The organism is Pseudomonas sp. AK106 (assembly GCF_053903055.1).
The window spans coordinates 564,565-588,676 of the sequence record NZ_CP096426.1; the positions used below are offsets into that span (position 1 = coordinate 564,565).

A 24,112-nucleotide genomic window follows, 5' to 3' on the forward strand; every position below is an offset into this window, starting at 1 on the left:
TTGGGGCGCAAGCGCTTAGAACTTGTAGCCCACGCCAACCATGTACACCCACGGATCGACGTCCACGTTCACTTTGGTCCGGCCGACGCCCAGCGCCGACGGGCCGTCCAGCGTCGCTTGGGTGTCGATGTCCACGTACCAGACGGCGGCGTTGAGCATGATCTTGTCCGTCAGCATGTAGTCCGCGCCGATCTGACCGGCCCAGCCCCACGAATTCTTGATGTGCAGGTTGTTCATGCCCTGGCCTTTGCGTTCGCTGCTCAGGTTTTCATCGTAGAACCAGGTGTAGTTCACGCCGACACCGGCATAGGGCTGGAATTTCGACGTCGCATCCATCGGGTAGTACTGCAGCGACAGGGTCGGCGGCAGCTGCTTCACGTCCGCCAGCTTGCCATCCAGACCCGGGCCCAGGCCCTTGACCGCAACGGTGTGCTGGAAAGGCGTTGCCGCCAGCAACTCAAGGCCCACGTGGTCGGTGAGCATGTAGGCGAAGGCCAGGCCCAGTTGGGTGTCGCTGTCCAGTGTCGCTTTGGTCCCCGGGACTTTGGTGCCGTCCAGCTTGAGGTTGCCGCTCTCTTCATTGGGCGCCGTTGTGGCAGCACCGGCGCGAATGATGAAGTCACCGGCCTGGTGAGCGTGAGCAGCGAGGGGGACACCGAGTGCAAGCGCGAGCAGGGGCGCGCTGAGCAGGTACTTGTGCATGGGGGCTCCGTAAGGGCATAAAAAAGGTATGCCGTATGTTACGAAGCGTCTAGGTCGCGGTTTTTGACCTGGCTCAATGAAAACTCGATTAGGGTGTGCCTGTTAACGGCCACTCACTGCTCATCCGGCATTTCGTACACCAGAATCTTGTCCGCTTCCATCTGGTAACCCGCGTCGGCCAATTCGCTGGTCGAGGATTTGACCTGCATCGGACCTTCGATCCAGTAGGGTTGGTACAGCTCGTCCACCTTGACGCCCAGTTCGCTGGTCACATGGACGATCTGATTCGGCGGCGGTGGGGGCACGTGAATGCAGGCGCCGAAATACGGTACCAGGAGAAACTCTGTCACCCGGCCTTCCTCGCTGACTTCCAGCGGCACGATATACCCCGGCAGCCGCACTCGCTGGCCATCGAGCGATTTGACCACCGGCGCATGGGGCGCCAGTTGATGGGCGGCGGGCGCCGACTCGACTGACAGGGTGTCCGCCATGCTCGACAGGTTGTGAATGGGCGCGGTGATCAGCTTCACCGGCGGCGCGTCAGGCGGGATCATTTCCTGCCACGTCAGCACGCGCAGGTCCTGCGCCCACAACGGCGTCACGACGAGCATTAACAGCATCCAACCGATCCGCATCACAACGACCTCATAAACGAATCGACAACCCGTCTGCCAGCGACTGGCGATAGGCTCGCCACGCGGGCACGGTGCCCATTAACACGGCAGCGCCGAGAATGCCTGCCAGCAGCGTCCACTCGTAGGCGCTGGGCAGGGACAGCGGCAGATACAAACCGTAATTGGCCTGCACGTAACCCTGCGCGGAGGCAATGCCGATGTAAAGCAGCGCCAGGCCGCAGACCAAGCCTGCCAGCGCCAGGGCAAAGGCTTCCAGCACCAGCAGACTGGCGATATGCCAAGGCCGCGCGCCCACCGAACGCAGAATCGCCATCTCGCGGCGCCGCTCGTTGAGGCTGGTGAGAATCGCCGTCAGCATGCCGATCAGCCCGGTCAAGACAACGAACAACGAGATCACGAACAGCGCTTTTTCAGCGGTGCCCATCAGGCTCCACAGCTCCTGCAGCGCCACCCCCGGCAGAATCGCCAGCATCGGTTCGCCGCGGAACTCGTTGATCTCGCGCTGCACGGCAAAGGTCGCGATCTTGCTGTTCAGCCCGAGCATGAAGGCAGTGATGGCCGTGGGCGTGAGGTCCATATTGCGCGCCTGGTCGGCACTGATCCGACCGGCGCCTTGTGCCGGCACGCCGTTGTGCCAGTCGATGTGAATCGCTTCCATACCGCCCAGGCTGATGTGCAGCGTGCGGTCCACCGGCGTGCCGGTGCGTTTGAGGATGCCGACGACGGTGAACGGCTTGTCGTCATGCTTGACCAGACTCACCGTCGCGACGCCGTGGGCCAGCACCAGCTTGTCGCCGAGCTTGTAATGCAGCGCGTCCGCCACTTCCGCGCCGAGCACCACTTCAAACGGGTCGGTGGCAAACGGCCGGCCGTCGGCCATTTCGAGATGCTGCTGACGACCGTACTGGTAGTGCTCGAAATACGATTCATTGGTGCCCATCACCCGATAGCCGCGATGGCTGTCACCCAGGGAAATCGGGATCGCCCACTTCACCTGCTTGCTGTTGGCGAAGTGCTCGAAGCTGTCCCAGCGAATGTTGTTGGTGGCGTTGCCGATGCGGAACACCGAGTAGAGCAGCAGGTTGACCGAGCCCGAGCGCGCGCCGACGATCAGGTCTGTGCCGCTGATGGTGCTGGCGAAACTCGCGCGCGCTTCGGTGCGCACCCGTTCGACCGCCAGCAGCAGGCAGACGGAGAGGGCAATGGCGAACGCGGTGAGGAATGCAGTGAAGCGGCGGTTGGCGAGGCTGGCCAGCGCCAGACGAAGAAGATACATCTCAAACCTCTGCAGCGACGGCGGCGCGATTGAGTTCGGCCAGCGACAGGTTGCGGTCGAACAGCGGCGCCAGGCTCTGATCATGGCTGACGAACAACAGGCTGGCACCGGCCTCGCGGCATTCGGCGAACAGCAGCTGAATGAAGGCTTCGCGGGCGTCGGCATCCAGCGCCGAGGTGGGCTCGTCGGCGATGACCAGTTCCGGCTGGCCGATCAGGGCGCGTGCGGCAGCGACGCGCTGCTGCTGACCGATGGACAGCGAGTCGGCGCGGCGGCCCAGCATTTCAGAGTCTTTCAAGCCGAGGTGAGCGAGCAGGGTTTCAGCCGCTTTGTCGACGCTGCCGTGGCGCTGGGTCGCCCGCTGGGTGCGTAATGTGGAAAAGCGGCAGGGCAGCTCGACGTTCTCGCGCACTGACAAAAACGGCAGCAGGTTGAACTGCTGGAAAATGTAGCCCGTGTGATCGACACGAAAGCGGTCCCGCGCTCCGGCCGAGAGCTGTGTCAGCTCTTGACCGAGCAGGCGAACGCTGCCGCGACTCGGGCGCTGCACACCGCCCAGTAGACCCAGCAGTGTGGTTTTGCCGCTGCCGCTGGGGCCTTTGAGGAACAGGGTTTCGCCGGCATCAAGGCGAAACGCCGGAATGTCCAGCAGTTGCGGATGCCCCGGCCAGCTGAAGCCGAGTTCGGACAATTCAATGAGCGCTTGAGTCATGGCCACACGTGCGTCTGAAAAGTGATCGACCGGGAAGCCCGGTCGCTGATGGAGCGGCGTTGGTTAAAACTTGATCGCCGGATTGCTCGGACGCACTTCGGCGCCCATTTGGCGTTTCGGTGTCACCAACTGCACCTGAATGGTCTGAGTGGCCGGGAAGCTTTTGAACAGTTGGGTCAGATCGAGCTTGTTGAACACATTTGGCGCGCTGCAGGTGAATTGATAGTGGCCATGAATTTCGCTGTGCTCGTGTTCGGCGGCGTCGCCATCGGCGTGGTCGTGATCGTCGTCATCCTTGTCGCCGAACAGCGTGCTTTCCACCCGTTGTCTGGTGGCGGTGCAGCCGGCCGCTTCCGGAAGACTGAACAGCGCGTGGGGCTTGAGCAGGGTTTCCTTGGCCAGGGCCAGGGTCATTTTGTCTGCGTCGGTGGTTGCCGGGTGCTCAAAGCCGACGATATTCATGGCCGGGGTGTCGAATTCCAGTTCCAGCGTGCGGCCGTCCAGCGCCATATCCAGCCGCGCGACACCGTGGACGTGCGCGCCGAGACTGCCGTGCTCATGATCGTGGTCATGTTCATCGGCCGCGAAGGCGACGGCGAGGGGCAGCAGGGCGAAGGGCAGGGCGAGTAGCAAACGACGCATGGGGGAAAGCTCCGGAAGCGAGTCTGAAATGTGTTATGTAATCTTATAACAATGTGTGGCGCCGTTTCTTAACTTTTTCAGGCAGCGCTTATGGAGGTGCGTCGCGGAGGGTTCAGGGATCACGTGCAGGTCGCCAATTCCTGTGGGACCATGCCGGTCCGCCCTATCAGAGGACACACCCCATGCTGCGAATCCGTGGAACCGTCGGCGATCTGCCGGTGGATCTGACTGTGGAAATGGACGACGCCGATTGGGCTCGGCTGGGTGTTCAGTTGGGCACGCAGGTGCGGGAAGCGTCTGCGCCCACTGATACGCCGGTCAAACCTGTCGCCAGCCGCAACGATGCTGTCTGGGATATCGCTCAGGCGCTGTTGCGCAAGGCAGGTCACCTGAACGGGCCGGATCTGCTCGGTCAGCTGGAAGGTCTGTCGGGCAGCACCGCTGCGGGCAAACGCCTGATGGTGCGCATGCGTCACAGCGCCAACGTGAAAGTGGAAAGCCAGGGCGACACGCCGGTGTATCACTGGGTTGAGTGATACACAGCCTGCAGGACCCCCATAGGACCGCGTAGATCTGTGGGACTGGCTCGGCCCGTCAATGTAGGACGAGCTTCAGCCGGGAAGGCTAGTAAAGCGCCGCAAACAACCGACGACGATAGGTAGTCACCAGCGGATGATCGTTCCCCAGCAAGTCGAACACCTGCAGCAGCGTCTTGTGCGGCTGGCCTTCGTTGTAGCTGCGGTTCCGGACGAACAGCTTGAGCAGTCCCTCCAACGCGGCTTCGTATTGCTGACGGGACAATTGCTGGATCGCCAACTGGTGCGCGGCTTCATCGTCCTGCGGGTTCTGCGCCAGGCGCGATTTCAGCTCAGCGGCGTCAGGCACCGCGGCGGCTTCGGCCAGAAACGTCAATTGCGCCTTCGCTCCGGCCAGCGCGGCTTTGTGCTCATCGCCTTTCACCGCGTCCAGCACCGTGCGGGCTTCCGTGAGCTCGCCGCGTTCGGCCAGGCAACGCGCGTACAGAATCAGGGCCGCAGCATTGGTGTTGTCCTCGGCGAGGATGGTCTGCAGGACCGCTTCGGCTTCGGCGAAATGGCTCTCGGCGAACATCGCCTGCGCGGTTTTCAGCGGGTCGGCGGCGGCTGGCGGCGGCATCTGCACATGGGGCTCAAGCAGCGCGCGGATTTGCGATTCAGGCTGGGCGCCGGAGAACCCATCCACCGGTTGGCCGTCCTTGAACAGCACCACAGTAGGCAGGCTGCGAATGCCGAAGCGCGCCACGATGTCCTGTTCAGCGTCGCAGTCGACCTTGGCCAGCAGCAATTCGCCCTGATAACTCTCGGCAATCTGCTGCAGCAGCGGCATCAGCACCTTGCACGGCGCACACCACTCGGCCCAGAAATCCACCAGCACGGGTTTGTGAAAGGAATTCTCGATGACCATCTGATCGAAAGTGGCGGTGGTGGCATCGAAGATGTACGGCGTGTCCTGGCTCATCGCGGGTCTCGAAAGAAGGCTTGATGGCGCGAACTATAAAGGGCTGGGGGGATTGTCGGAAGCGCGGTTGATGCCTGTCGCTAAATTGCAGGCGCTAAGCGAGTCATGACCTGACCGCATGGTAAAGACTCACCCTGCGAAACTCCCACGGTTCGGCCAGATCGGGCAGCGTCAGCGCCTCAAGAATGCCCAGCCGCCGATACAGAGGATGCTGGAAATCCCGCACCCGGGAATCAGCCACCAACGCTTGTTTCCCCCGACTGAGAAACTGATCCAGCAGCGGAAGGTTGGCGCGGTCGTACAGCACGTCCGCCACCAGGATCAGGTCGAAGCGATCTTCCTCGGCGAAGAAGTCGCCCGAATACTCAAGCGTCACGCCGTTCAGCTCGGCGTTGGCCCGACAGGCCTCGATGGCCTGCGGATCGAGATCGCACGCAACCACTTCAAGGGCGCCGGCTTTCATCGCCGCAATGCCTGCGACGCCCGAGCCTGCGCCGAAATCCAGCACCCGCTTGCCCGCGACCCACTGCGGCTGCTCGGCAATAAAGCGCGCCAGCGCCAGGCCACTGGCCCAACAGAAACTCCAGTAGGGCGGGTCTTCAAGAATGCGCCGGGTTTCTTCGGGGCTGAACGCGCGATCCATATTGTTCGCGTCGATCAGCCACAACCTCAGGTCCGTGCCCGGTAGCGCTTCGGCCACCAGTTGCGCATCGCCCAGCAGCTCGCTCAATGCGGCTTGCAGGTGAAGCGGAGCGGTCACGGCGCGGGAGCGAATTGCAACTGACCCAGCGCCTGAGTGGTGGGTTGAGTGATCAGCACGGACGGCAGATGCAGAATCAGCTGGCCCGACTTGCTGGCGCGACCACGCAGCTCCACGCGCGCGCCCACCGGGAAGGCTTCGGGATTGAAGCGCAACTGGAACGGCAGCGACTGGTTGTTTCCCACCAGTTTGGTGCTAGTCAGCAGCTTTTGCGGGCGGTTGCGATCGTCAATGACCAGCAACGCCAGTTCGACCTCTGCGCCGGCCGGCACGCCCAGCAACTGGCCGCTCAGTTCGCGCTGGAAGGGCTGCAGCGGACCTTGCCCTTCCGGCAGCGTAATGGCGTTGGGGGCAGGCTTGGCGGGGGCGGCAGGTTTCGGCGCCTCGGCCGTGCTGCAGGCAGCGAGCAGGCCCACAAGGCTGATTACAGCAAGCGTACGTAGCGTCATGAACAGCTCCAGAAAAAGCAGAATGCGGGCGAATGCGGGCGGGATACGCACGGGATAGCGCAGTATCGCTGAGTGCGGCGGGTTTCACCGCACTGAATGCGCGTCTATATACCTCAAAGCCTCGCACTTGTCTTGCCAGCGAGATGCGCTACCATGGCCCTCCCTTTTTTTGTTGCCTGCCACCATGCACTGTCCCTTTTGCGGTGCCAACGACACCAAAGTCATTGACTCGCGCCTTGTTGCTGAAGGCGATCAGGTTCGCCGCCGCCGTGAATGCGTCGCCTGCGAAGAACGCTTCACCACATTCGAAACCGCTGAACTGGTTCTGCCCCGGCTGATCAAGCAGGACGGCAGCCGTCAGCCCTTCGACGAAGAGAAGCTGCGCGCCGGCATGCAGCGCGCGCTGGAAAAGCGCCCGGTCAGTGTCGAACGTCTGGAAGCGGCCCTGGCCCACATCAAAAGCAAGCTGCGCGCGACCGGCGAGCGCGAGGTCAAATCGCTGATCGTCGGTGAGCTGGTGATGGGCGAATTGCAAAAGCTCGATGAGGTGGCCTACATCCGCTTTGCTTCTGTTTATCGGCGGTTTCAGGACCTCAACGAATTCCGCGAAGAAATCGACCGACTGGCTCGCGAGCCGGTTAAAGAGTGAGCATGACCTCCACAGAGCAAAGCGTGCTCGACGCAGCCTATATGGCGCGGGCGCTGGAACTGGCGCGCAAGGGCGTCTACTCGACGCACCCCAACCCGCGTGTCGGCTGCGTGATCGTCCGTGATGGCGCCATCGTCGGCGAAGGCTGGCACGTCCGCGCCGGTGAACCCCACGCCGAGGTGCATGCCCTGCGCCAGGCGGGCGACAAGGCAAAGGACGCGACCGCTTACGTCACCCTCGAACCCTGCAGTCATCACGGCCGCACCCCGCCGTGCGCCGACGCGCTGGTCAACGCCGGTGTGGCGCGCGTGGTCGCCGCGATGCAAGACCCTAATCCCGACGTGGCCGGCCGTGGCCTGTTGCGCCTGATTAGCGCGGGTATTGCGGTGCAGAGCGGCGTGCTCGAAAGCGAAGCGCGGGGGCTGAACAAAGGGTTTCTCAAGCGCATGGAACACGGCCTGCCCTACGTGCGGGTCAAGCTGGCGATGAGCCTCGACGGACGCACGGCCATGGCCAGCGGTGAAAGCCAGTGGATCACCGGCCCCGAAGCGCGCTCGGCTGTGCAGCGCCTGCGAGCGCAGTCGAGTGTGGTGCTGACCGGCGCGGATACCGTGCTGGCCGATAACGCACGACTCACCGTGCGGCCTGACGAGTTGGGCCTGAACGCCGAGCTCACCGCATTGGCCGCGACCCGACCGCCGTTGCGCGTGTTGATCGACGGGCGCTTGCGGGTGCCCCTCGATGCGCCTTTCTTTAAAGCGGGCAATGCGCTGGTGGTGACCTGCGCGGCTGCCTCGGCCCGCGAGCGTTACCACGACGAAGGTCACGACATGCTGGCGCTGCCGAGCAGTGGCGGGCACGTCGATCTGCGCAAACTGTTGGTCGAACTGGCCGCCCGCGGCGTCAACGACGTGCTGGTCGAGGCCGGACCCAAGCTCGCTGGCGCGTTTACCCGGCTCGGTCTGGCGGATGAATACCAGATCTTCGTGGCGGGCAAGTTCATGGGCTCGTCGGCGCGGCCATTGCTGGACCTGCCGCTGGCGCAGATGAGCGAAGCGCTCGAGCTCAAGATTGTTGAAATGCGTGCAGTCGGCAATGACTGGCGAGTCATTGCGATACCCGCGTCGCACCCCGGCGTATAATTCCGGCTTTCGCGTTCAGCGCTGGCCCTGTTTTCCAGGAGCACCCATGTTTACCGGCATCATCGAATCCATCGGCAGCATCCGCGCCATCACTCCGAAAGGCGGCGACGTCCGCGTCTACGTAGAGACCGGCAAGCTCGACCTCTCCGACGTCAAGCTGGGCGACAGCATCGCGGTCAACGGGGTCTGCCTGACCGCCGTTGAATTGCCAGGCGACGGCTTCTGGGCCGACGTCAGCCGCGAAACCTTGAACGTCACTGCGTTCGTCGATCTGAAAACGGGCAGCCGGGTCAATCTGGAAAAAGCCCTGACCCCGACCACGCGCCTGGGTGGCCATCTGGTCAGCGGCCACGTCGACGGCGTCGGCGAGGTGCTGTCCCGGGAAGAAAACGCCCGTGCGATCCAGTTCCGCCTGCGCGCCCCCCGCGAGCTGGCCAAGTACATCTCCCACAAAGGCTCGATCACCGTCGACGGCACCAGCCTGACCGTTAACGCAGTCAATGGCGCCGAGTTCGAGCTGACCATCGTCCCGCACACCCTCGCCGAAACCATCATGGGCGACTACCGCGCGGGCCGTAAGATCAATCTGGAAGTCGACCTGCTGGCGCGTTACCTCGAGCGTTTGCTGCTCGGTGACAAAGCGGCCGACCCGACGCCGGCCCAGGGCGGCAACATTTCTGAAAGCTTTCTGGCCGCCAACGGCTACCTCAAATCCTGAATCGAAGGGGGTGCCGCGTGGCGCTCAACAGCATCGAAGAACTGGTTGAAGACATTCGCCAAGGCAAGATGGTCATCCTCATGGATGACGAAGACCGCGAGAACGAAGGCGATCTGATCATGGCCTCCGAGTGCGTCAAGGCCGAGCACATCAACTTCATGGCGCGTTATGCCCGTGGCCTGATCTGCATGCCGATGACCCGCGAGCGCTGCGAAACCCTGAAACTGCCGTTGATGGCACCGCGCAACGGCTCGGGCTTCGGCACCAAGTTCACCGTGTCCATCGAAGCCGCCGAAGGCGTCACCACCGGGATCTCCGCCGCCGACCGCGCGCGCACCGTTCAGGCGGCTGCGGCCAAAGAGGCCAGAGCCGAAGACATCGTCAGCCCTGGCCACATCTTCCCGTTGATGGCCCAGGCCGGCGGCACACTGTCCCGCGCAGGCCATACCGAAGCAGCCTGTGATCTGGCGCGGATGGCCGGTTTTGAGCCGACCGGCGTGATCTGTGAAGTCATGAACGACGACGGCACCATGTCCCGTCGCACGGAGCTGGAAGCTTTCGCAGCCGAGCACAACATCAAGATCGGCACCATCGCCGACCTGATCCATTACCGGATGATCCACGAACGTACCGTTCAGCGGATTGCCGAACAGCCCCTCGACAGCGAACTGGGCCATTTCAATCTGGTGACCTACCGCGATTCCGTTGAAGGCGACGTCCACCTGGCGCTGACGCTGGGCAAGATCTGCGCAGAAGAAGCCACGTTGGTTCGCGTGCACAACATGGACCCGCTGCGCGACCTGTTGATGGTCAGACAGCCCGGCCGCTGGAGCCTGCGCGCTGCCATGAAGACTGTGGCCGAGGCTGGCAGCGGCGTGGTGCTGCTGCTCGGTCACCCGCTCGATGGCGACACGGTTCTGGCCCATGTGCGTGAAACCGCCGGCGGCACACCGATCAAGACGCCGACCACTTACAGCACCGTCGGTGCCGGTTCGCAGATCCTTCGTGACCTCGGCGTGCGCAAAATGCGCCTGATGAGTTCACCAATGAAGTTCAATGCGATATCCGGTTTCGATCTGGAAGTTGTAGAATACGTGCCCTCCGAATAAAGGCCGGCAGGTGACAGGCCCCGACAGCATTCAGCCGTTGGTGGTTTTTGTCCCGGCAGTCGCCCGATTCGTGGCCTAAAATCCCTGAAAGCGCGCGCCCTATGCGCGCTTTCATGCTCTTTAATACGAGAACACGAGACTCAGCCGAATGACCCTGAAGACCATCGAAGGTACCTTCATCGCCCCCCAAGGTCGCTATGCCCTGGTGGTTGGCCGCTTCAACAGCTTCGTCGTCGAAAGCCTCGTCAGCGGTGCCGTTGATGCCCTGGTTCGCCATGGCGTGAGCGAAAGCGACATCACCATCATCCGCGCACCGGGCGCGTTCGAAATCCCGCTGGTGGTGCAGAAGGTCGCTCAACGCAGCGAATTTGCTGCCATCATCGCGCTCGGCGCCGTCATTCGTGGCGGCACCCCGCACTTCGAATACGTTGCTGGCGAATGCACCAAGGGCCTGTCCCAAGTGTCCATGGAGTTTGGCGTGCCGGTCGCCTTCGGCGTCCTGACCGTTGATTCCATCGAGCAGGCGATCGAGCGTTCCGGCACCAAGGCCGGTAACAAAGGCGCCGAAGCTGCGCTGTCCGCCATTGAGATGGTCAGCCTGTTGGCGCAGTTGGAGGCCAAGTGATTAACGACGAAAGCGATCAGTTCAACCCGCGTGATCCACGTGCGGCAGACGCCGGCAAGCCCTCCAAAAGCGAAAAGCGCCGCGCAGCTCGCCAGATGGCGATGCAAGCCCTCTACCAGCGCCACATGGCTGGTCAGTCGTTGAACGAAATCGAAGCCCAATTCCGCGTCGACAACGACTTCACCTCCGTCGATGCGAGCTATTTCCACGACATCCTGCACGGTGTCCCGGCCAATCAGGACAAGATCGACGCGGCGCTGGCGCCTTGTCTGGACCTGACCATCGAAGAGCTGGACCCCGTTGAACTCGCTGTCCTGCGTCTGTCGACCTGGGAGCTGCTGGAGCGCATCGACGTGCCGTACCGTGTGGTCATCAACGAAGGCATCGAGCTGGCGAAAGTCTACGGTTCGACCGACGGCCACAAGTTCGTCAACGGCGTGCTCGACAAGCTGGCTCCGCGTCTGCGCGAAGTCGAAGTGAAGGCGCACAAGCGCTGAGGCTTCTGGGTTTCTCCAGAACCTGAGCGTCTCCGCCATGGGCGAGTTCGAGCTGATCCGCAATTACTTTGCCGCTGCGCCCTGCGCGCAGCCCGGCGAAGGCGTTGCCTTGGGGATCGGCGACGACTGCGCCCTGTTGTCGGTGGCCGCTGGCGAGCAACTCGCCATCTCCACTGACACGCTGGTCGCCGGGGTGCATTTCCCCGACGCCTGCGATCCTTTCTTGCTTGGCCAGCGCGCACTCGGCGTGTCGGCCAGCGACCTGGCCGCCATGGGCGCCAGTCCCCTTGCATTCACCCTTGCCCTGACCCTGCCGCAGGTTTCCGCCGACTGGCTGGAAGCGTTCGCCCGTGGTTTGAATACCATTGCCCAGAGCTGCGGCCTGCGCCTGATCGGCGGCGACACCACGCGCGGTCCCTTGAGCCTGACCCTTACTGTCTTCGGCACAGTCCCGACCGGGCAGGCCTTGACCCGAAGCGGCGCGCGGCCTGGCGATTTGTTGTGCGTGGGCGGTCCGCTGGGCGACGCGGCCGGGGCGCTGCCGTTGGTGTTGAACCAGCGCAGCACCGAGGCGTCTACCACTCAGGCCTTGCTGGCGCATTACTGGTCGCCGCAGCCGCAGTTCGAGTTGGGCATTGCGTTACGCGGCAGGGCCAGCGCGGCGCTGGACATCTCCGACGGACTGCTCGCCGACTGTGGACACATCGCAGCGGCATCGGGCGTGCGTTTGCTGGTGGAGCGCGAGAAAGTGCCGATGTCTGACGCGCTGCTGACGTTTTTCGGGCCTGACGCTGCGTTGAATGCCGCGCTCAGTGGGGGCGATGACTACAGACTGGCTTTCACGTTGCCGCCATCATGGCTGGCTGAACTGCAGGCTGCCGGCTTGCCTGTTTTCGTTCTGGGTCGAGTGGTCGAAGGTCGCGGCGTGGCGCTGATTGACCCACTTGGGCAGGACGTCACCCCGTTGACTCGGGGCTATCAACATTTTCAGGAGACACGGTGACAGATCATCCTAATCAGGTCCCGGCGGAAAACGTTCCCCCGTCGGTATGGACCAATCCGTGGCATTTCCTGGCCTTCGGTTTCGGCTCAGGCACACTGCCCAAAGCGCCCGGCACCTGGGGCTCGATGGTCGCCGTGCCGTTCATCCCGTTGTGGCAAATGCTGCCGGACTGGGGCTATTGGCTGATGCTCGGCCTGACCATGCTGTTCGGCTTCTGGCTGTGCGGCAAGGTGGCCGATGACCTGCGCGTCCACGACCACGAAGGCATCGTCTGGGACGAGATGGTCGGCATGTGGATCACCCTGTGGCTGGTGCCCGAAGGCTGGGTCTGGCTGCTGGTGGGTTTCCTGGTGTTCCGCTTTTTCGACATCCTCAAGCCCTGGCCCATCCACTGGATCGACAAGCACGTGCACGGGGGCGTCGGCATCATGCTCGATGATGTGCTGGCCGGTGTGTTCGCATGGCTGGCGATGCAAGGGCTGGTCTGGTTGTGGGCCGTGATGTAGGGGCTGCGCTCATGAGGCGTTCAGGCGGGGTATGGCTGCTGAGTCTGGCGTTGATGATGACGAGTGTGTGGGCGACTGCCGGCGCTGCAACCATTGCACCGATGTCTGACAAACCCTCCGACATCCTGCTGGTGAGCGAGCACTGGATTCGCTACACCGAAACCGACGGCACGGGGCTGGGTTGGGAACTGATGCGGGAGATCTTCGAGCCGGCTGGCGTCAAGGTCGAGCAGCGCATCGAGCCCTACACCCGCGCGGTCGGGCTGGTGCAGCGCGGCGAGGCCGATGCCTGGATTGCCGCCTACAAGGGTGAGGTCGAGGGCGCGCTTTATTCAAAGTGGCACTACGACACAGACGAAATCTACACACTGGGTCTGGCGTCGAAGCCGCCCCCTTCGCTACAGACGCTGGGCAAATATCGTCTGGCCTGGGTCCGTGGCTACGAGTATCAGCACTACCTGCCCAACGTGATGCACTTCAACGAAGTCGCCCGGCGTGACCACATTGTGCCGATGCTTGAATATGGGCGCGCGGATCTGTACATCGATGCCAAGCCGGAGATGGACTTCATCCTCGCGCAGACCAGCGACCCGCAGCGCTATCGACTGACCTACCTCACTGCGATTCCTCTGTATCTCGGCTTCGCGGATACTCCCCGAGGGCATGCGCTGCGGGATCTGTTTGACGTGCGGATGAGCGATCTGGTGCGCAGCGGCAAGCTGCGGCCGATCTTCGCGCGCTGGAAGCATGCGTATCCATTCGATTCAGGCGATGCTCAGTCCCGCGCTGGCGAGAGCCACTGATCAAACGAGTTGATCTGATTGGCTCACAATTCAGCCTAAGCGTCTGTCGGAACCTGCTGTTACAATGTTGCGAATTTCCAGCCCTCATACTGATCAGGAGCACCCGGTGCCCGTCGTATTTGTCGCGGCTTCCAAGCTGCCTACCCCCTTTGCCACTTTCAAGATGAATGGCTTTCTCGAGCAGGAAAACGGTCGCGAGCATGTCGTGCTGACCTTGGGCGATGTATCCGATGGCGCCCCGGTGCTTGGGCGTGTGCATTCCGAATGCCTGACGGGTGATGCGCTATTCAGTCAGCGCTGCGATTGCGGTTCCCAGCTTGAAGCGGCGTTGCGCGCCATCGCCGCCGAAGGCCGTGGCGTGCTGTTGTACCTGCGCCAGGAAGGCCGCGGCATTGGTTTGATGAACAAGATCCGCGCGTATGAATTGCAGGACGGCGGTGCCGACACCGTTGAAGCCAACGAGCGCCTGGGCTTCGCCGCTGACCAGCGCGATTACGGCATTTGCCTGCCGATGCTTGAGCACCTGGGCATCAAGTCTCTGCGTTTGATGACCAATAATCCGCGCAAGGTCAAAGCGCTGACCGACATGGGCATCACCGTCGCCGAGCGCGTGCCGCTGCACACCGGCCACAACCCGCACAACAAGCTCTATCTGGCGACCAAGGCCGGCAAGCTCGGCCACATGATGGGCAACGAGCATCAGAGCGAAGTCGATCCGGCGTGACAGCTGGCCGCCCGCGCCGTGGTCTTGCGCGGGTTCGACGCGCTTGATGCGCCCACTGATTGCCTGCCTGCTGTTGCTGATCGCTTTTCAGGCCGGAGCTGCACAGCGGGTCGTCAGCCTCGCCCCCTCTCTTACCGAAATCGTTATCGAACTGGATGCCGCCGATCTGTTGGTCGGCGTGCTCGATGGCGGCCCGCGCCCGGAGAAGGTCGCGGGCCTGCCTTCGGTGGGCCGATACGGGCAGCTCGACATCGAGGGTTTGCTCACTCTGCAGCCGGATCTTTTGCTGCTGTGGCCTGGCAGCGTCAGCGCGGTTCAGCGTGACCAACTGAAACGGCTGAGCATTCCCACCTACACCGCCGAGCCCCATACGCTGAACGAGCTGGCTGATCAGATCGAGGAGATGGGCGAGCGCCTTGGCCGCCCTGACCGTGGACGACAGGCAGCGAAGGATGTCCGTCAGCGATTGGCCGCGTTGCGTGAGCGGTATCGACGCGATGTCCCGTTGAAAGTCTTTTACCAAGTGTGGGACCAGCCGCTTTATACCGTAGGCGGCGGGCAGATCATCAGCGATGCACTGACCGTGTGCGGCGCACGCAACGTCTTTGACGACCTCAAACTGCCTGCGCCTCAGGTCAGTCTCGAGTCAGTGCTGCAGCGCGACCCGGACCTGATTCTGGCCAGTGATGCCGTGTTGTTGCCAGGATGGAAGACTTGGTCGCAGTTGAAGGCGGTGAAAGCCGGCCGCCTGCTTGCCGTGCCCGACAAAGGCCTCGAACGAGCCAGCGGGCAAATGGTGGGCGCGGTGGCGAAAGTGTGCAGCGTGATCGCGCCAGATCGCTAAATCAGGCGGCTATACATTTACAGCGTCGGCGTCCAGGTCACGCCAAACATCCACGTCCGGCCCTCTTCGCGATAGCCGTAATTGCTGCCATCGAAGCTGTACAGCGTGCGGCTGTAACGTTTGTCCAAGGCGTTATCCAGCTTGAACTCCAGCTTCACGTCGTCGCTGGCCTTCCAACTGCTGCGCAAACCGAACAACGAATAACCTCCGACATGCTGGGTGTTGGCCTCGTCGTTGTAGCTGTCACTGACGGCCTGCCAGCTGGCGCCGACGCCGAGCCCATCAAACTGCCGATCAATATCGAGATTCAGGGTGCGGCGAGCGCGACGGTTGAGCGTGTGCCCAGTGTCTCGGTCACGCGGGTCGATGACCGACGCCCCAAGCTTGCCGGTCCAGCCGAACAGTTGCTGCTCAAGGGACCCTTCGAAACCATTGATCCGTGCCGAGCCGATGTTCTGGGGGCGAAAGTCGCTGTCGAGGGCGATTGCGTCCTGCAGGTCGGTGCGATAGAGCGAAGCCTCAAGACGGGCGGTTTCGCTCAGACGACTGCGCCATTGCAGCTCGTAGCTTTTGGAGTGCTCGGGCTTGAGATCCGCGTTGCTGAAATCCGGGTAATACAGGTCATTGAATGTCGGCGCGCGGAAGCCTTCGCTGTAGGAAAGCAGCACGTCGTTGGCGTCATTGAGCGGAACGGTGACCGTGCCGCTCCAGGTGTTCTGGCTGCCGAACTGCTCATTCTGATCATGGCGCAGGCCCAGCTCGGTGGAGAAATGCTCGCTTTTGAAACGGTGCTGAACGAACACCGCTCGGTTCCAGCGGCTGTCCTCCTCGAACGCCGTGCTGCTGTTGACACGGTCCTCGTACCAGTCGCCCCCCAGCGTCAGGCTATTGCGCTCGTCCAGCGTCAGGTCGTTCTGCCAATTGACCGAGTCGCGGTAGGTGTTGAACACGTAGTGATCGTCGCTCAGCTTGTCCAGCGTCTTCTCGCGGTTCTCGCTATGGCCCAGTTCCAGACGGGTTTTCCAGGTCTGGTTGATGCGGGCGTCGACGTAAGTGCCGAGGCTGCTCAGCTCAAACTTGCTGTATTGCTGCTGACCCACGGTGTCGAACGTGACCGGGTCGAACAGACCGAACGGGTTGTCGAACTCGGTCTTGCCCCGGTTATCCAGCGCGTTGAGACCCACTTCCACGTCGTCGTTGAGCCAGTGGCTGAGGCTCAGGCTCAGGAATTTATTGCGGTAGGCGTCGTGGTCGTCATCGCTGGCGAAGGACGGGCCGGTACGGTTGATGCCTGCCGTTTCATCCAAACTGGTACTGAGGTTGAAATGCGTTTGCTGGTCGCCACCCGACAGACCGAGGCTCTGCTGCTGCGTGCCGCGATTGCCGAAACCCGTATGCAGCCGAGCTTGCAGCCCTTGCTCGGCGCCTCGTCGGGTGAATATCTGAATCACCCCGCCAATGGCGTCCGCGCCGTAGATGACCGAACGTGAACCGCGCAGCACTTCCACGCGCTCGATCTGCTCGACGTCGAGGTATTGCAGGTTACTGTCCGCCGACGTGGCATTGGCAATGCGCTGGCCATCGACCAACACCAGACTCTGCGCAGCCTTGGTCCCGCGAATGAAAATCCCCGGCAAACTGCCCCGGCCGCCGCTGGGCGCCACTTGCACACCGGGGACACGACTCAGCAGGTCAGTGACGCTACTCGGTTGCAGCCGCTCGATGTCAGCGCGAGTGAACACGGTGTTCGCCGCACTGCTGGCGTCCCGCTGTTCGACCTGACGATTGCTGCTGATCAGCACACTGTCCAGCTTCAGGGCGCGTTCGCGATCAGGCTGATCGGCAAAGACCTGCGTGGCGGGGATCAGGGAGAAGGCGAGGGCAAGACGGGAAAGGGTCATTTGATTGATCGCATAACTTGCAGGCATGACCGGGGTGGACTGCACCTCGGTCACGCTTGCGAGAGGCTACATCTTCAACAGGCGCTGGTTGATCGACGCTTCGATGCCAGCGACATCCAGCCCGCACTCAGCCAGCATCTGCGCTGGTTTGGCGTGCTCGACGTACACATCCGGCAGGCCCAGGTGCAGGACCGACTTGAGAATGTTCTCCCGCGCCAGGAACTCGCTGACCGCCGCGCCCGCGCCACCCATGATGGCGTTTTCTTCGATCGTCACGAGCAGGTCGTGGCTGCCGGCCATTTCGCGCACCAGTGACTCGTCCAGCGGTTTGACGAAGCGCATGTCGACCACGGTCGCATCAAGCTTCTCCGCCACGATTAGCGCTTCGGTCAACTGCACGCCGAACACCAGCATGGCGACTTTGCTGCCTTGACGGCGAACCACACCCTTGCCGATTTCCAGCGGTTCGAGACGGCTCTCGATCACGGCATCGGGACCGTTGCCGCGCGGGTAACGCACGGCTGCGGGGCCTTTGAACAGATGGCCGGTGGTGAGCATCTTGCGCAGCTCGTTTTCATCGCTCGGCGTCATGACCAGCATGCCGGGGATGCAGCGCAGGTACGACAGATCGAAACTGCCGGCGTGGGTTGGGCCGTCTTCGCCCACCAGCCCCGCGCGGTCGATGGCGAACAGCACGTCCAGATTCTGCACGGCGACGTCATGAATCAGCTGGTCGTAACCGCGCTGCAGGAACGTAGAGTAAATCGCCACTACCGGCTTGGCGCCTTCGCAGGCCATGCCCGCTGCCAGCGTCACCGCGTGCTGCTCGGCGATGGCGACGTCGAAATAGCGCTCCGGGAAACGTTCGCTGAACGCGACCAGATCCGAACCTTCTTTCATGGCCGGCGTGATACCGACCAGACGCTCATCCGCTTCGGCCATGTCGCACAGCCACTGGCCGAACACGCCGGAATACTTGGGGCCGCCGGCTTTTTTAGGGACGACAGGTGCGTTCAGCGGGTCAAGCTTGGTGATCGCGTGATAGCCGATCGGATCGACCTCGGCCGGCGCGAAGCCTTTGCCTTTCTTGGTGACCACGTGCAGGAACTGCGGACCCTTGAGGTCACGCATGTTGCGCAGGGTGGCGATCAGGATAGGCAAGTCGTGTCCGTCGATCGGACCGATGTAGTTCCAGCCGAGCTCTTCGAACAACGTGCCGGGGACCAGCATGCCTTTGGCATATTCCTCGGTACGACGGGCGATTTCCCACGCGCCGGGCAGACGCGACAGTACTTTCTTGCTGCCTTCGCGCATGCTCGTGTAAGTGCGGCTTGAGAGGATTTTCGCCAGATAATTCGACAGCCCGCCAACGTTGCGCGAGATCGACATGTCGTTGTCGTTGAGGATCACCAGCATGTCGGCGCTGACTTCGGGGGCGTGGTTCAGCGCTTCGAAGGCCATGCCGGCGGTCAGTGCGCCGTCGCCGATCACGGCAATGGACTTGCGCTCACTGCCTTGCAGCCGGGAGGCGATCGCCATGCCCAGCGCGGCGCTGATGGAGGTGCTGGAGTGACCGACGCCGAAGGTGTCGTATTCACTCTCGCTGCGACGCGGGAATGCCGCCACTCCGCCTTTCTGGCGCAGGATCGACATGTGTTCGCGACGACCCGTGAGGATTTTGTGCGGGTACGCTTGGTGACCGACGTCCCAGACCAGCCGGTCGTCGGGGGTATCGAAGACGTAGTGCAAGGCCACGGTCAGTTCGATGACGCCGAGGCCGGCGCCGAAATGGCCGCCGGTCTGGCCGACGGTGTAGAGCAGCTCCAGGCGCAGTTCGTCAGCCAGGGCTTCAAGCTCTGCTTCACCTAAGCGGCGCAGGCCGTCCGGCGTCACTGCCTTGTCGAGCAGGGGCGTGGACGGGCGCTCGCGGGGAATCTCTTTGAACGTCGTGGGCATCAGGCGAATCGTTATAAGTAAAAGAGGCGGCAGTTTACCTGATGCATTGCCGGCTGCGCACGATGTGCAGCAACGGGATGTTCAGGGGCAACGATTGCCGGCGAAATCAGGCAGCGGCAGCAAGGCTGCCGACACCCGGTAAGTTTTATGACCTGCGCTCAGTTGCGGCGTTCGACGATATAACGCGCCAAGGCTCGCAAGGGTTCGGCCGATGCGTCGTACGGTCGCAGGGCCACGAGGGCCTGGTCGCGCAACTCAAGTGCGTAATGTTTGGCTTCTTCCAGGCCCAGCAGCGCGGGGTAGGTCGGCTTGTCCCGGGCGATATCGGCGCCCTGGCGTTTGCCCAGCGTGGCGGTATCGCTCTCGACGTCGAGAATGTCGTCCTGCACCTGAAAGGCCAGGCCGATGGCGCGAGCGTAAATCTGCAGCGAATCGAGCTGGACCTGGGTTGCGTTGCCGCTGGCCAGGGCGCCGAGCCTGACGCTGGCTTCGATCAGCGCGCCGGTCTTGTGCCGGTGCATGAATTCCAGCGCCGTCTGGTCGAGCTTGAGTCCGACCGAGCCGAGATCAATGGCCTGTCCGCCGACCATGCCGGCAGGGCCGGATGCACGGGCGAGGGTGGCGACCATTTTCAGCCGGGTCTCGGCGTTCTGTGGGGTCAGTGCGTTATCGCTCAGTACGCTGAAGGCCAGGGTCTGCAGACCGTCGCCGGCGAGAATCGCGCAGGCTTCGTCGAAGGCTTTGTGGGTCGTGGGCAGGCCGCGACGCAAATCGTCGTCGTCCATGGCCGGCAGGTCGTCGTGCACCAGCGAATACGCGTGGATCAATTCGACGGCGCAGGCTGCGCCGTTGGCGTGCTCGGCGTTGCCGCCCAAGGCTTCGCAGGCGGCGTAGACCAGCAGCGGGCGCACGCGCTTGCCGCCATTGGTGACGCTGTAGCGCATGGCGGCGTAAAGGCGGGTCAATTCAGGGGCGGGCGCATCGAACAGCGTCTCCAGCGCCGCATTTACGCGAGCCTGGCTGAGTGCCTGATACGCCGCGATCATTCCGGCTGTTCCGCGTCGAACGGCTCTTCGGCCAGTTCGCCGTCGCGCTCCAGCAAGACCTGCACCTTCTGCTCGGCCTGGGCCAGTGCGCTCTGGCACTCGCGGGTCAGGCGGATGCCTTGTTCGAAGGCGGTCAGTGAGTCTTCCAGCGACAGCTCACCGTTCTCCAGACGCTCGACGAGCGTTTGCAAATCCGTGAGGGACTGTTCGAAATCCAGTGCAGCTTTCTTGCGGGCCATGGCGGCTATCCCGGTAGACGTTAAACCGGCGCGACACTAGCAGAGCGCACGCATCGGGGCAAATGAGAAGGGGTACGCAGGTGACGGCTTGCAGTGCATCACTCCCACAAGAATTGCATCAGCCTCGCGGATGTTGGCCGCAGATGATGGACGTGTGGGAGTCGAGCTTGCTCGCGAAGGGGGCCGCACATTGGCTCAATCTTCAGCGGCTGAAATACCGTCTTCGCGAGCAAGCTCACTCCTACAGGATCTGCGCTTTCGCGCGACTGACTATGCCTGCACGATCAACGCGTCGGCGCAGGCGCGGCGTCGATCTTCACCCGAAGCAGGCTGTAGGGCTTTTCGCGCAGGTCCTTGCCATCGTGGAAACCGGCCTGGCGCTGCAGCTGGTTGGCGGTGAAATACAGATACCCGTCCGGCCCCACCGACAACGTGTCCGGCCACAGCACCCGAGGGTCGTGAACGATGGTCTGCCAGCTGCCGTCCGCCAGACGTTTGCGGATGCCGTTGTGCTCGTAGTCGCCGGCGTAGACCGCGCCGTTGGCGTCTGCTTCCAGGCCGTCGGACGCGCCTTTTTCGCCGAGGTCTTTGACCGCTGCGTTCAGTTGAGCCTCGCTGACGTTGGCATCACGCAGCATGGTGGTGGGCACCGCATACAGGTGGCGGCTGGAAAGCGCGCTGAAATACAGCGTTTTGCCGTCAGGGGACAGCGCGATGCCATCAGACGCAACGGCCATGGTTTTCGGCTTGCCATCCGGACCTTTGGTGACCAGGGCGGCCTGGCCTTCGACCACCGGCTTGAAGTCAGGGTCGTCCGAAGTGGATTTACCGCCGCTCAAACGACGGGTCGCCTTGCCGCTGGCGATGTCCATGACGATGATCGCGCCAGGCCCGGAGACCGACGAATCTGTCACGTAAACCGTGCCTTCCTTGCCAGCGCGGAAATCAAAACGCATGTCGTTGACGTAGGTGCTCGGCAGGATGACGTTGGCCGGGAAGACCAGGGTTTTGACCACCTTGTTACTGGCCAGATCAACCGCCACCAGCTTGGCGCCGCCGGCTTTTGGCGCGGCGAAATTCGGGGCGGCGGTGTCCAGCAGCCAGACGCGGCCCTGACCGTCAGCGACCACGCTCTGCACGCTGATCAGCCCTTTGGCCGGGTCTTTTGGGTCTTCTTTGTTGATGGCTGCATCGGGGTAGGCGACGACCTTGCCGTCACGGATTTCGCCCACGGTAAACGGCACGTCGTCGCCCCAATGCGGGTAGTTGACGAAGATGCGCCCGGTTTCCGTCACGGTCACGCCGGTGGGCATGGCGTCGTGAAAGGTGAACATCTGCTCAAGCTGACCGATGGTTTTCTCCGCCGGTGCATTGGCGGGTAGTGCGGTGGCGGTCGTGGCTGCAATGCTGGTCTGGCTGATCAAAGCGACTGACAGGGCCAGCGCTGACAACATCATGTTCTGCTTCATGGACACAAACGGCTCCCGGCCTGCCGCAGCAGGCCCTTCAAAAAATGGACAGGGTTAGAAACCTTCGAGAACGATCTTGCCCTTGGCCTTGCCGCTCTCGATCACGGCGTGGGCGCGGCGCAGGTTTTCGGCGTTGATCGCGCCGAAGTGCTCACCGAGGGTGGTCTTCAGCACGCCCTGGTCAATCAGGTCGGCGACGCGATTGAGCAGCTCATGCTGAGCGATCATGTCCGGGGTTTCGTAGAGCGAGCGGGTGAACATCAGTTCCCAGTGCAGCGACAGGGCCTTGCGTTTCATCGGGACGACGTCGAGGGATTTCGGGTCATCGATCAGCGCTAACTGGCCTTGCGGTTTCAGGGCCTCAATCAGCTGCGTGAAGTACGAATCAGTGTGGGTCAGGCTGGCGACATGGCTCACCTGACCGACGCCGATCTGATTCAGTTGCTCGACCAGCGGCTGGCTGTGATCGATGACGTGGTGGGCGCCCAGGCTTTCGACCCATTCGCGGGTTTCCGGACGGGACGCTGTACCGATCACGGTCAGTTTGGTCAGTTGGCGGGCCAGTTGCACCAGAATCGACCCGACGCCGCCACCGGCACCGATGATCAACAGGCTGTCACCTTCGCCGCCGCCTTCTTTAACGCCCAGACGGTCAAAGAGCAATTCCCAGGCGGTGATCGAGGTCAGCGGCAGCGCGGCGGCGTGGGCGTTGTCGAGGCTCTTGGGTTTGTGCCCGACGATGCGCTCGTCGACGAGGTGGAATTCGCTGTAGCTGCCCGGACGGGCGATGGAGCCGGCGTAGAACACTTCGTCCCCGGCTTTGAACAGCGTGACGTCGCCCCCCGTTTCACGAACGACGCCGACGGCGTCCCAGCCGACCACTTTGGGTTCGGTGGCGGCAGAGCCGGCGCGGATTTTGGTGTCGACCGGGTTGACCGAAATTGCTTTGACTTCGACCAGCAAATCCCGAGGGCCGGGCGTTGGCTTGGGCAGGTCCATGTCCAGCAGCGCGTTGGGGTCTTCAATGGGCAGACCGTGCTGGGTGAAGGCGATGGCTTTCATGGCGATCTCTCTAGTCAGTGGACAAAAGGTGGCTGAAACGTTGGACCCATCTTGTTCTTGTTCGTTGGGCAGAAAAACCCGCAGAATCCGGCAACACTTTCACGGCTGGAGTGAAAATGATCCGCATCGACGACCTGACCCTCTTCGTCCGCACCGCCGCGCTGGGTAGCTTTTCCAATGCTGCGCGGGAGGTGGATCTGTTGCCGGGGCAAGTCGCGGCGGCCATCAAGCGCCTCGAACGGGAGCTGGATATCCGCCTGTTTGCCCGTTCGACGCGCAGCCTGCGCCTCACCGCTGAAGGCGAGCAGTACCTGCCGACCGCCCAGACGGTGCTCGATGCCTTACGGGATGGCCGGGAAAAGCTGCAGCGGGAAAGCGCTCAGCTGCAAGGTACGCTGCAAGTGGCGGCGCCTTCGGATCTGGGGCGAAACATGCTGCTGCCCTGGCTGACGGATTTTCGCAGTCAGCACCCCGCGCTGAATCTGCGCCTGTTTATCTCCGATCAAGTGGCCGATCTGTTTCGCGATCCGGTGGACGTTGCGATTCGCTACGGCGTGATCGAAGACGCTAACTACATCGCGTTGGCGCTGGCGCCGTGGAATCGCCGAGTGCTGGTGGCATCGCCCGAGTATCTGGCGCGCAAGGGCCGACCCGTGGTCTCCGACGACTTGCTGCGCCATGAGTGCTTGCTGTTCACCCTGGCGGGCCGGGTATATGACAAGTGGCGGCTCGGTGGCCGGGTGTTCTCGGTGTCAGGCCCGTTGCTCACCGATGACGCTGATCTGGTGAGACGCTGGGCGGTGGCGGGGCAGGGCGTGGCGTACAAGTCGTGGCTGGATGTCTGCGAGGACGTGCGCGCCGGGCGGCTGGAACTGTTGCTGCCGGATTACCCGGGCGAGCCGACCCCGCTCAATCTGGTCTGCCCGCACCGCAAACAGTTTTCCCCGGCGGTGCAACAGCTGCATTCGCTGTTGAAAAACCGCCTTGCCGGCATGGAAAAGGGGTTGCCGGCGTTGTTGTGAGTGCTGTCCAACCCTCTGCGTCCATGGCGCAACTCTCGGCACAATGATGTCCCTGTAGGAGCGTGGCTTGTCCCGCGATCGGCTGCAAAGCAGCCGTAAATTGACTACCTCGGGAAACCTTCCA

27 protein-coding genes are annotated in these 24,112 nt (G+C 62.7%); 13 read left to right on the forward strand and 14 right to left on the reverse strand.

The window, feature by feature from the left end:
- Positions 1–15: 15 nt before the first annotated feature.
- The 5 genes from M1E04_RS02635 to M1E04_RS02655 all read right to left on the reverse strand — a co-directional run bounded on the left by M1E04_RS02635 (position 16) and on the right by M1E04_RS02655 (position 3,967).
- The gene (locus tag M1E04_RS02635) at positions 16–702 is read right to left on the reverse strand and encodes an OmpW/AlkL family protein (RefSeq protein WP_065988442.1); all 687 of its coding nucleotides are present in this window, start codon (positions 700–702) and stop codon (positions 16–18) included.
- A gap of 113 nt (positions 703–815) precedes the next feature.
- Positions 816–1,322 (reverse strand): DUF3299 domain-containing protein, encoded by a 507-nt coding sequence (locus tag M1E04_RS02640; RefSeq protein ID WP_456292340.1) that lies wholly within the window; start codon positions 1,320–1,322, stop codon positions 816–818.
- A gap of 25 nt (positions 1,323–1,347) precedes the next feature.
- Positions 1,348–2,613 (reverse strand): ABC transporter permease, encoded by a 1,266-nt coding sequence (locus M1E04_RS02645; protein ID WP_456292341.1) that lies wholly within the window; start codon positions 2,611–2,613, stop codon positions 1,348–1,350.
- Between the two features lies 1 nt (position 2,614).
- Entirely contained in the window at positions 2,615–3,325 is a 711-nt protein-coding gene (locus M1E04_RS02650; RefSeq protein ID WP_456292342.1) for an ABC transporter ATP-binding protein, read from the reverse strand.
- 63 nt (positions 3,326–3,388) lie between these two features.
- Positions 3,389–3,967, reverse strand: a complete 579-nt coding sequence (locus M1E04_RS02655; protein WP_456292343.1) for a DUF2796 domain-containing protein — start codon at positions 3,965–3,967, stop codon at positions 3,389–3,391.
- Positions 3,968–4,149: 182 nt separating this feature from the next.
- Here M1E04_RS02655 and M1E04_RS02660 point away from each other — a divergent pair, with 182 nt between their 5' ends.
- Positions 4,150–4,503 (forward strand): hypothetical protein, encoded by a 354-nt coding sequence (locus M1E04_RS02660; RefSeq protein WP_065988437.1) that lies wholly within the window; start codon positions 4,150–4,152, stop codon positions 4,501–4,503.
- Positions 4,504–4,591: 88 nt separating this feature from the next.
- Here M1E04_RS02660 and trxA read toward each other — a convergent pair whose 3' ends face one another.
- From trxA to M1E04_RS02675, 3 genes are all read right to left on the reverse strand, one after another.
- Positions 4,592–5,464, reverse strand: coding sequence for a thioredoxin (gene trxA / locus M1E04_RS02665; protein ID WP_192133454.1), 873 nt, complete (start codon positions 5,462–5,464; stop codon positions 4,592–4,594).
- A gap of 103 nt (positions 5,465–5,567) precedes the next feature.
- Entirely contained in the window at positions 5,568–6,224 is a 657-nt protein-coding gene (locus M1E04_RS02670; RefSeq protein ID WP_065988435.1) for a class I SAM-dependent methyltransferase, read from the reverse strand.
- Positions 6,221–6,673 carry a hypothetical protein gene (locus tag M1E04_RS02675; protein ID WP_133776016.1) on the reverse strand — a complete coding sequence of 151 codons (453 nt, stop codon included), beginning with the start codon at positions 6,671–6,673 and terminating at the stop codon, positions 6,221–6,223. The genes M1E04_RS02670 and M1E04_RS02675 overlap by 4 nt, the downstream gene beginning before the upstream one ends.
- A 184-nt stretch (positions 6,674–6,857) precedes the next feature.
- Between M1E04_RS02675 and nrdR the strand changes: the two genes are divergently transcribed.
- The 11 genes from nrdR to M1E04_RS02730 all read left to right on the forward strand — a co-directional run bounded on the left by nrdR (position 6,858) and on the right by M1E04_RS02730 (position 15,293).
- Entirely contained in the window at positions 6,858–7,322 is a 465-nt protein-coding gene (gene nrdR, locus M1E04_RS02680) for a transcriptional regulator NrdR (RefSeq protein ID WP_065988433.1), read from the forward strand.
- A 2-nt stretch (positions 7,323–7,324) separates the two neighbouring features.
- Positions 7,325–8,464, forward strand: a complete 1,140-nt coding sequence (ribD, locus tag M1E04_RS02685; RefSeq protein ID WP_456292344.1) for a bifunctional diaminohydroxyphosphoribosylaminopyrimidine deaminase/5-amino-6-(5-phosphoribosylamino)uracil reductase RibD — start codon at positions 7,325–7,327, stop codon at positions 8,462–8,464.
- 46 nt (positions 8,465–8,510) lie between these two features.
- Positions 8,511–9,182, forward strand: a complete 672-nt coding sequence (locus M1E04_RS02690; protein WP_065988431.1) for a riboflavin synthase — start codon at positions 8,511–8,513, stop codon at positions 9,180–9,182.
- A gap of 17 nt (positions 9,183–9,199) precedes the next feature.
- Positions 9,200–10,291, forward strand: coding sequence for a bifunctional 3,4-dihydroxy-2-butanone-4-phosphate synthase/GTP cyclohydrolase II (gene ribBA, locus M1E04_RS02695; protein ID WP_065988430.1), 1,092 nt, complete (start codon positions 9,200–9,202; stop codon positions 10,289–10,291).
- Positions 10,292–10,439: 148 nt separating this feature from the next.
- Positions 10,440–10,916 carry a 6,7-dimethyl-8-ribityllumazine synthase gene (gene ribH / locus M1E04_RS02700; RefSeq protein WP_037017809.1) on the forward strand — a complete coding sequence of 159 codons (477 nt, stop codon included), beginning with the start codon at positions 10,440–10,442 and terminating at the stop codon, positions 10,914–10,916.
- Complete coding sequence (gene nusB / locus M1E04_RS02705; RefSeq protein ID WP_065988429.1) at positions 10,913–11,413, forward strand: transcription antitermination factor NusB; 501 nt, start codon at positions 10,913–10,915, stop codon at positions 11,411–11,413. The genes ribH and nusB overlap by 4 nt, the downstream gene beginning before the upstream one ends.
- Positions 11,414–11,450: 37 nt before the next feature.
- The gene (thiL, locus tag M1E04_RS02710) at positions 11,451–12,416 is read left to right on the forward strand and encodes a thiamine-phosphate kinase (RefSeq protein ID WP_192133462.1); all 966 of its coding nucleotides are present in this window, start codon (positions 11,451–11,453) and stop codon (positions 12,414–12,416) included.
- The gene (locus M1E04_RS02715; protein ID WP_065988427.1) at positions 12,413–12,922 is read left to right on the forward strand and encodes a phosphatidylglycerophosphatase A family protein; all 510 of its coding nucleotides are present in this window, start codon (positions 12,413–12,415) and stop codon (positions 12,920–12,922) included. Before thiL ends, M1E04_RS02715 begins: the two co-directional genes overlap by 4 nt.
- An 11-nt stretch (positions 12,923–12,933) precedes the next feature.
- Positions 12,934–13,725, forward strand: a complete 792-nt coding sequence (locus tag M1E04_RS02720) for a substrate-binding periplasmic protein (RefSeq protein ID WP_192133464.1) — start codon at positions 12,934–12,936, stop codon at positions 13,723–13,725.
- 106 nt (positions 13,726–13,831) lie between these two features.
- Complete coding sequence (gene ribA, locus M1E04_RS02725) at positions 13,832–14,449, forward strand: GTP cyclohydrolase II (RefSeq protein WP_074891807.1); 618 nt, start codon at positions 13,832–13,834, stop codon at positions 14,447–14,449.
- A gap of 46 nt (positions 14,450–14,495) precedes the next feature.
- On the forward strand, positions 14,496–15,293 hold the full coding sequence (locus M1E04_RS02730) for a cobalamin-binding protein (RefSeq protein ID WP_456292345.1): 798 nt from the start codon (positions 14,496–14,498) through the stop codon (positions 15,291–15,293).
- Positions 15,294–15,310: 17 nt separating this feature from the next.
- Here the strand turns inward: M1E04_RS02730 and M1E04_RS02735 are convergent, their stop codons facing one another.
- The 6 genes from M1E04_RS02735 to M1E04_RS02760 all read right to left on the reverse strand — a co-directional run bounded on the left by M1E04_RS02735 (position 15,311) and on the right by M1E04_RS02760 (position 22,966).
- A complete protein-coding gene (locus M1E04_RS02735; protein WP_456292346.1) occupies positions 15,311–17,194 on the reverse strand; it encodes a TonB-dependent receptor domain-containing protein in 1,884 nt (627 codons plus the stop codon).
- Positions 17,195–17,260: 66 nt separating this feature from the next.
- The gene (dxs, locus tag M1E04_RS02740) at positions 17,261–19,150 is read right to left on the reverse strand and encodes a 1-deoxy-D-xylulose-5-phosphate synthase (RefSeq protein ID WP_456292347.1); all 1,890 of its coding nucleotides are present in this window, start codon (positions 19,148–19,150) and stop codon (positions 17,261–17,263) included.
- Between the two features lie 158 nt (positions 19,151–19,308).
- Positions 19,309–20,196, reverse strand: coding sequence for a (2E,6E)-farnesyl diphosphate synthase (ispA, locus tag M1E04_RS02745; protein ID WP_065988422.1), 888 nt, complete (start codon positions 20,194–20,196; stop codon positions 19,309–19,311).
- Entirely contained in the window at positions 20,193–20,435 is a 243-nt protein-coding gene (locus M1E04_RS02750) for an exodeoxyribonuclease VII small subunit (RefSeq protein ID WP_062384761.1), read from the reverse strand. Before M1E04_RS02750 ends, ispA begins: the two co-directional genes overlap by 4 nt.
- A gap of 284 nt (positions 20,436–20,719) precedes the next feature.
- The gene (locus M1E04_RS02755; RefSeq protein ID WP_456292348.1) at positions 20,720–21,904 is read right to left on the reverse strand and encodes an L-dopachrome tautomerase-related protein; all 1,185 of its coding nucleotides are present in this window, start codon (positions 21,902–21,904) and stop codon (positions 20,720–20,722) included.
- Between the two features lie 54 nt (positions 21,905–21,958).
- Entirely contained in the window at positions 21,959–22,966 is a 1,008-nt protein-coding gene (locus M1E04_RS02760) for a zinc-binding alcohol dehydrogenase family protein (protein ID WP_456292349.1), read from the reverse strand.
- A gap of 116 nt (positions 22,967–23,082) precedes the next feature.
- On the opposite strand from M1E04_RS02760, the gene M1E04_RS02765 reads away from it, so the two are divergent.
- Positions 23,083–23,988, forward strand: a complete 906-nt coding sequence (locus M1E04_RS02765) for a LysR family transcriptional regulator (protein WP_192133474.1) — start codon at positions 23,083–23,085, stop codon at positions 23,986–23,988.
- Positions 23,989–24,112 lie beyond the last annotated feature (124 nt).

Excerpts from the sequence above, each read along its gene's own strand:
- M1E04_RS02635 (WP_065988442.1), bottom strand. The coding sequence starts at position 702 with ATGCACAAGTACCTGCTCAGCGCGCCCCTGCTCGCGCTTGCACTCGGT.
- M1E04_RS02640 (WP_456292340.1), bottom strand. The coding sequence starts at position 1,322 with ATGCTGTTAATGCTCGTCGTGACGCCGTTGTGGGCGCAGGACCTGCGC.
- M1E04_RS02645 (WP_456292341.1), bottom strand. The coding sequence starts at position 2,613 with ATGTATCTTCTTCGTCTGGCGCTGGCCAGCCTCGCCAACCGCCGCTTC.
- M1E04_RS02650 (WP_456292342.1), bottom strand. The coding sequence starts at position 3,325 with ATGACTCAAGCGCTCATTGAATTGTCCGAACTCGGCTTCAGCTGGCCG.
- M1E04_RS02655 (WP_456292343.1), bottom strand. The coding sequence starts at position 3,967 with ATGCGTCGTTTGCTACTCGCCCTGCCCTTCGCCCTGCTGCCCCTCGCC.
- M1E04_RS02660 (WP_065988437.1), top strand. The coding sequence starts at position 4,150 with ATGCTGCGAATCCGTGGAACCGTCGGCGATCTGCCGGTGGATCTGACT.
- trxA (WP_192133454.1), bottom strand. The coding sequence starts at position 5,464 with ATGAGCCAGGACACGCCGTACATCTTCGATGCCACCACCGCCACTTTC.
- M1E04_RS02675 (WP_133776016.1), bottom strand. The coding sequence starts at position 6,673 with ATGACGCTACGTACGCTTGCTGTAATCAGCCTTGTGGGCCTGCTCGCT.
- nrdR (WP_065988433.1), top strand. The coding sequence starts at position 6,858 with ATGCACTGTCCCTTTTGCGGTGCCAACGACACCAAAGTCATTGACTCG.
- ribD (WP_456292344.1), top strand. The coding sequence starts at position 7,325 with ATGACCTCCACAGAGCAAAGCGTGCTCGACGCAGCCTATATGGCGCGG.
- M1E04_RS02690 (WP_065988431.1), top strand. The coding sequence starts at position 8,511 with ATGTTTACCGGCATCATCGAATCCATCGGCAGCATCCGCGCCATCACT.
- ribH (WP_037017809.1), top strand. The coding sequence starts at position 10,440 with ATGACCCTGAAGACCATCGAAGGTACCTTCATCGCCCCCCAAGGTCGC.
- thiL (WP_192133462.1), top strand. The coding sequence starts at position 11,451 with ATGGGCGAGTTCGAGCTGATCCGCAATTACTTTGCCGCTGCGCCCTGC.
- M1E04_RS02720 (WP_192133464.1), top strand. The coding sequence starts at position 12,934 with ATGAGGCGTTCAGGCGGGGTATGGCTGCTGAGTCTGGCGTTGATGATG.
- M1E04_RS02730 (WP_456292345.1), top strand. The coding sequence starts at position 14,496 with ATGCGCCCACTGATTGCCTGCCTGCTGTTGCTGATCGCTTTTCAGGCC.
- M1E04_RS02735 (WP_456292346.1), bottom strand. The coding sequence starts at position 17,194 with ATGACCCTTTCCCGTCTTGCCCTCGCCTTCTCCCTGATCCCCGCCACG.
- dxs (WP_456292347.1), bottom strand. The coding sequence starts at position 19,150 with ATGCCCACGACGTTCAAAGAGATTCCCCGCGAGCGCCCGTCCACGCCC.
- ispA (WP_065988422.1), bottom strand. The coding sequence starts at position 20,196 with ATGATCGCGGCGTATCAGGCACTCAGCCAGGCTCGCGTAAATGCGGCG.
- M1E04_RS02750 (WP_062384761.1), bottom strand. The coding sequence starts at position 20,435 with ATGGCCCGCAAGAAAGCTGCACTGGATTTCGAACAGTCCCTCACGGAT.
- M1E04_RS02755 (WP_456292348.1), bottom strand. The coding sequence starts at position 21,904 with ATGAAGCAGAACATGATGTTGTCAGCGCTGGCCCTGTCAGTCGCTTTG.
- M1E04_RS02760 (WP_456292349.1), bottom strand. The coding sequence starts at position 22,966 with ATGAAAGCCATCGCCTTCACCCAGCACGGTCTGCCCATTGAAGACCCC.
- M1E04_RS02765 (WP_192133474.1), top strand. The coding sequence starts at position 23,083 with ATGATCCGCATCGACGACCTGACCCTCTTCGTCCGCACCGCCGCGCTG.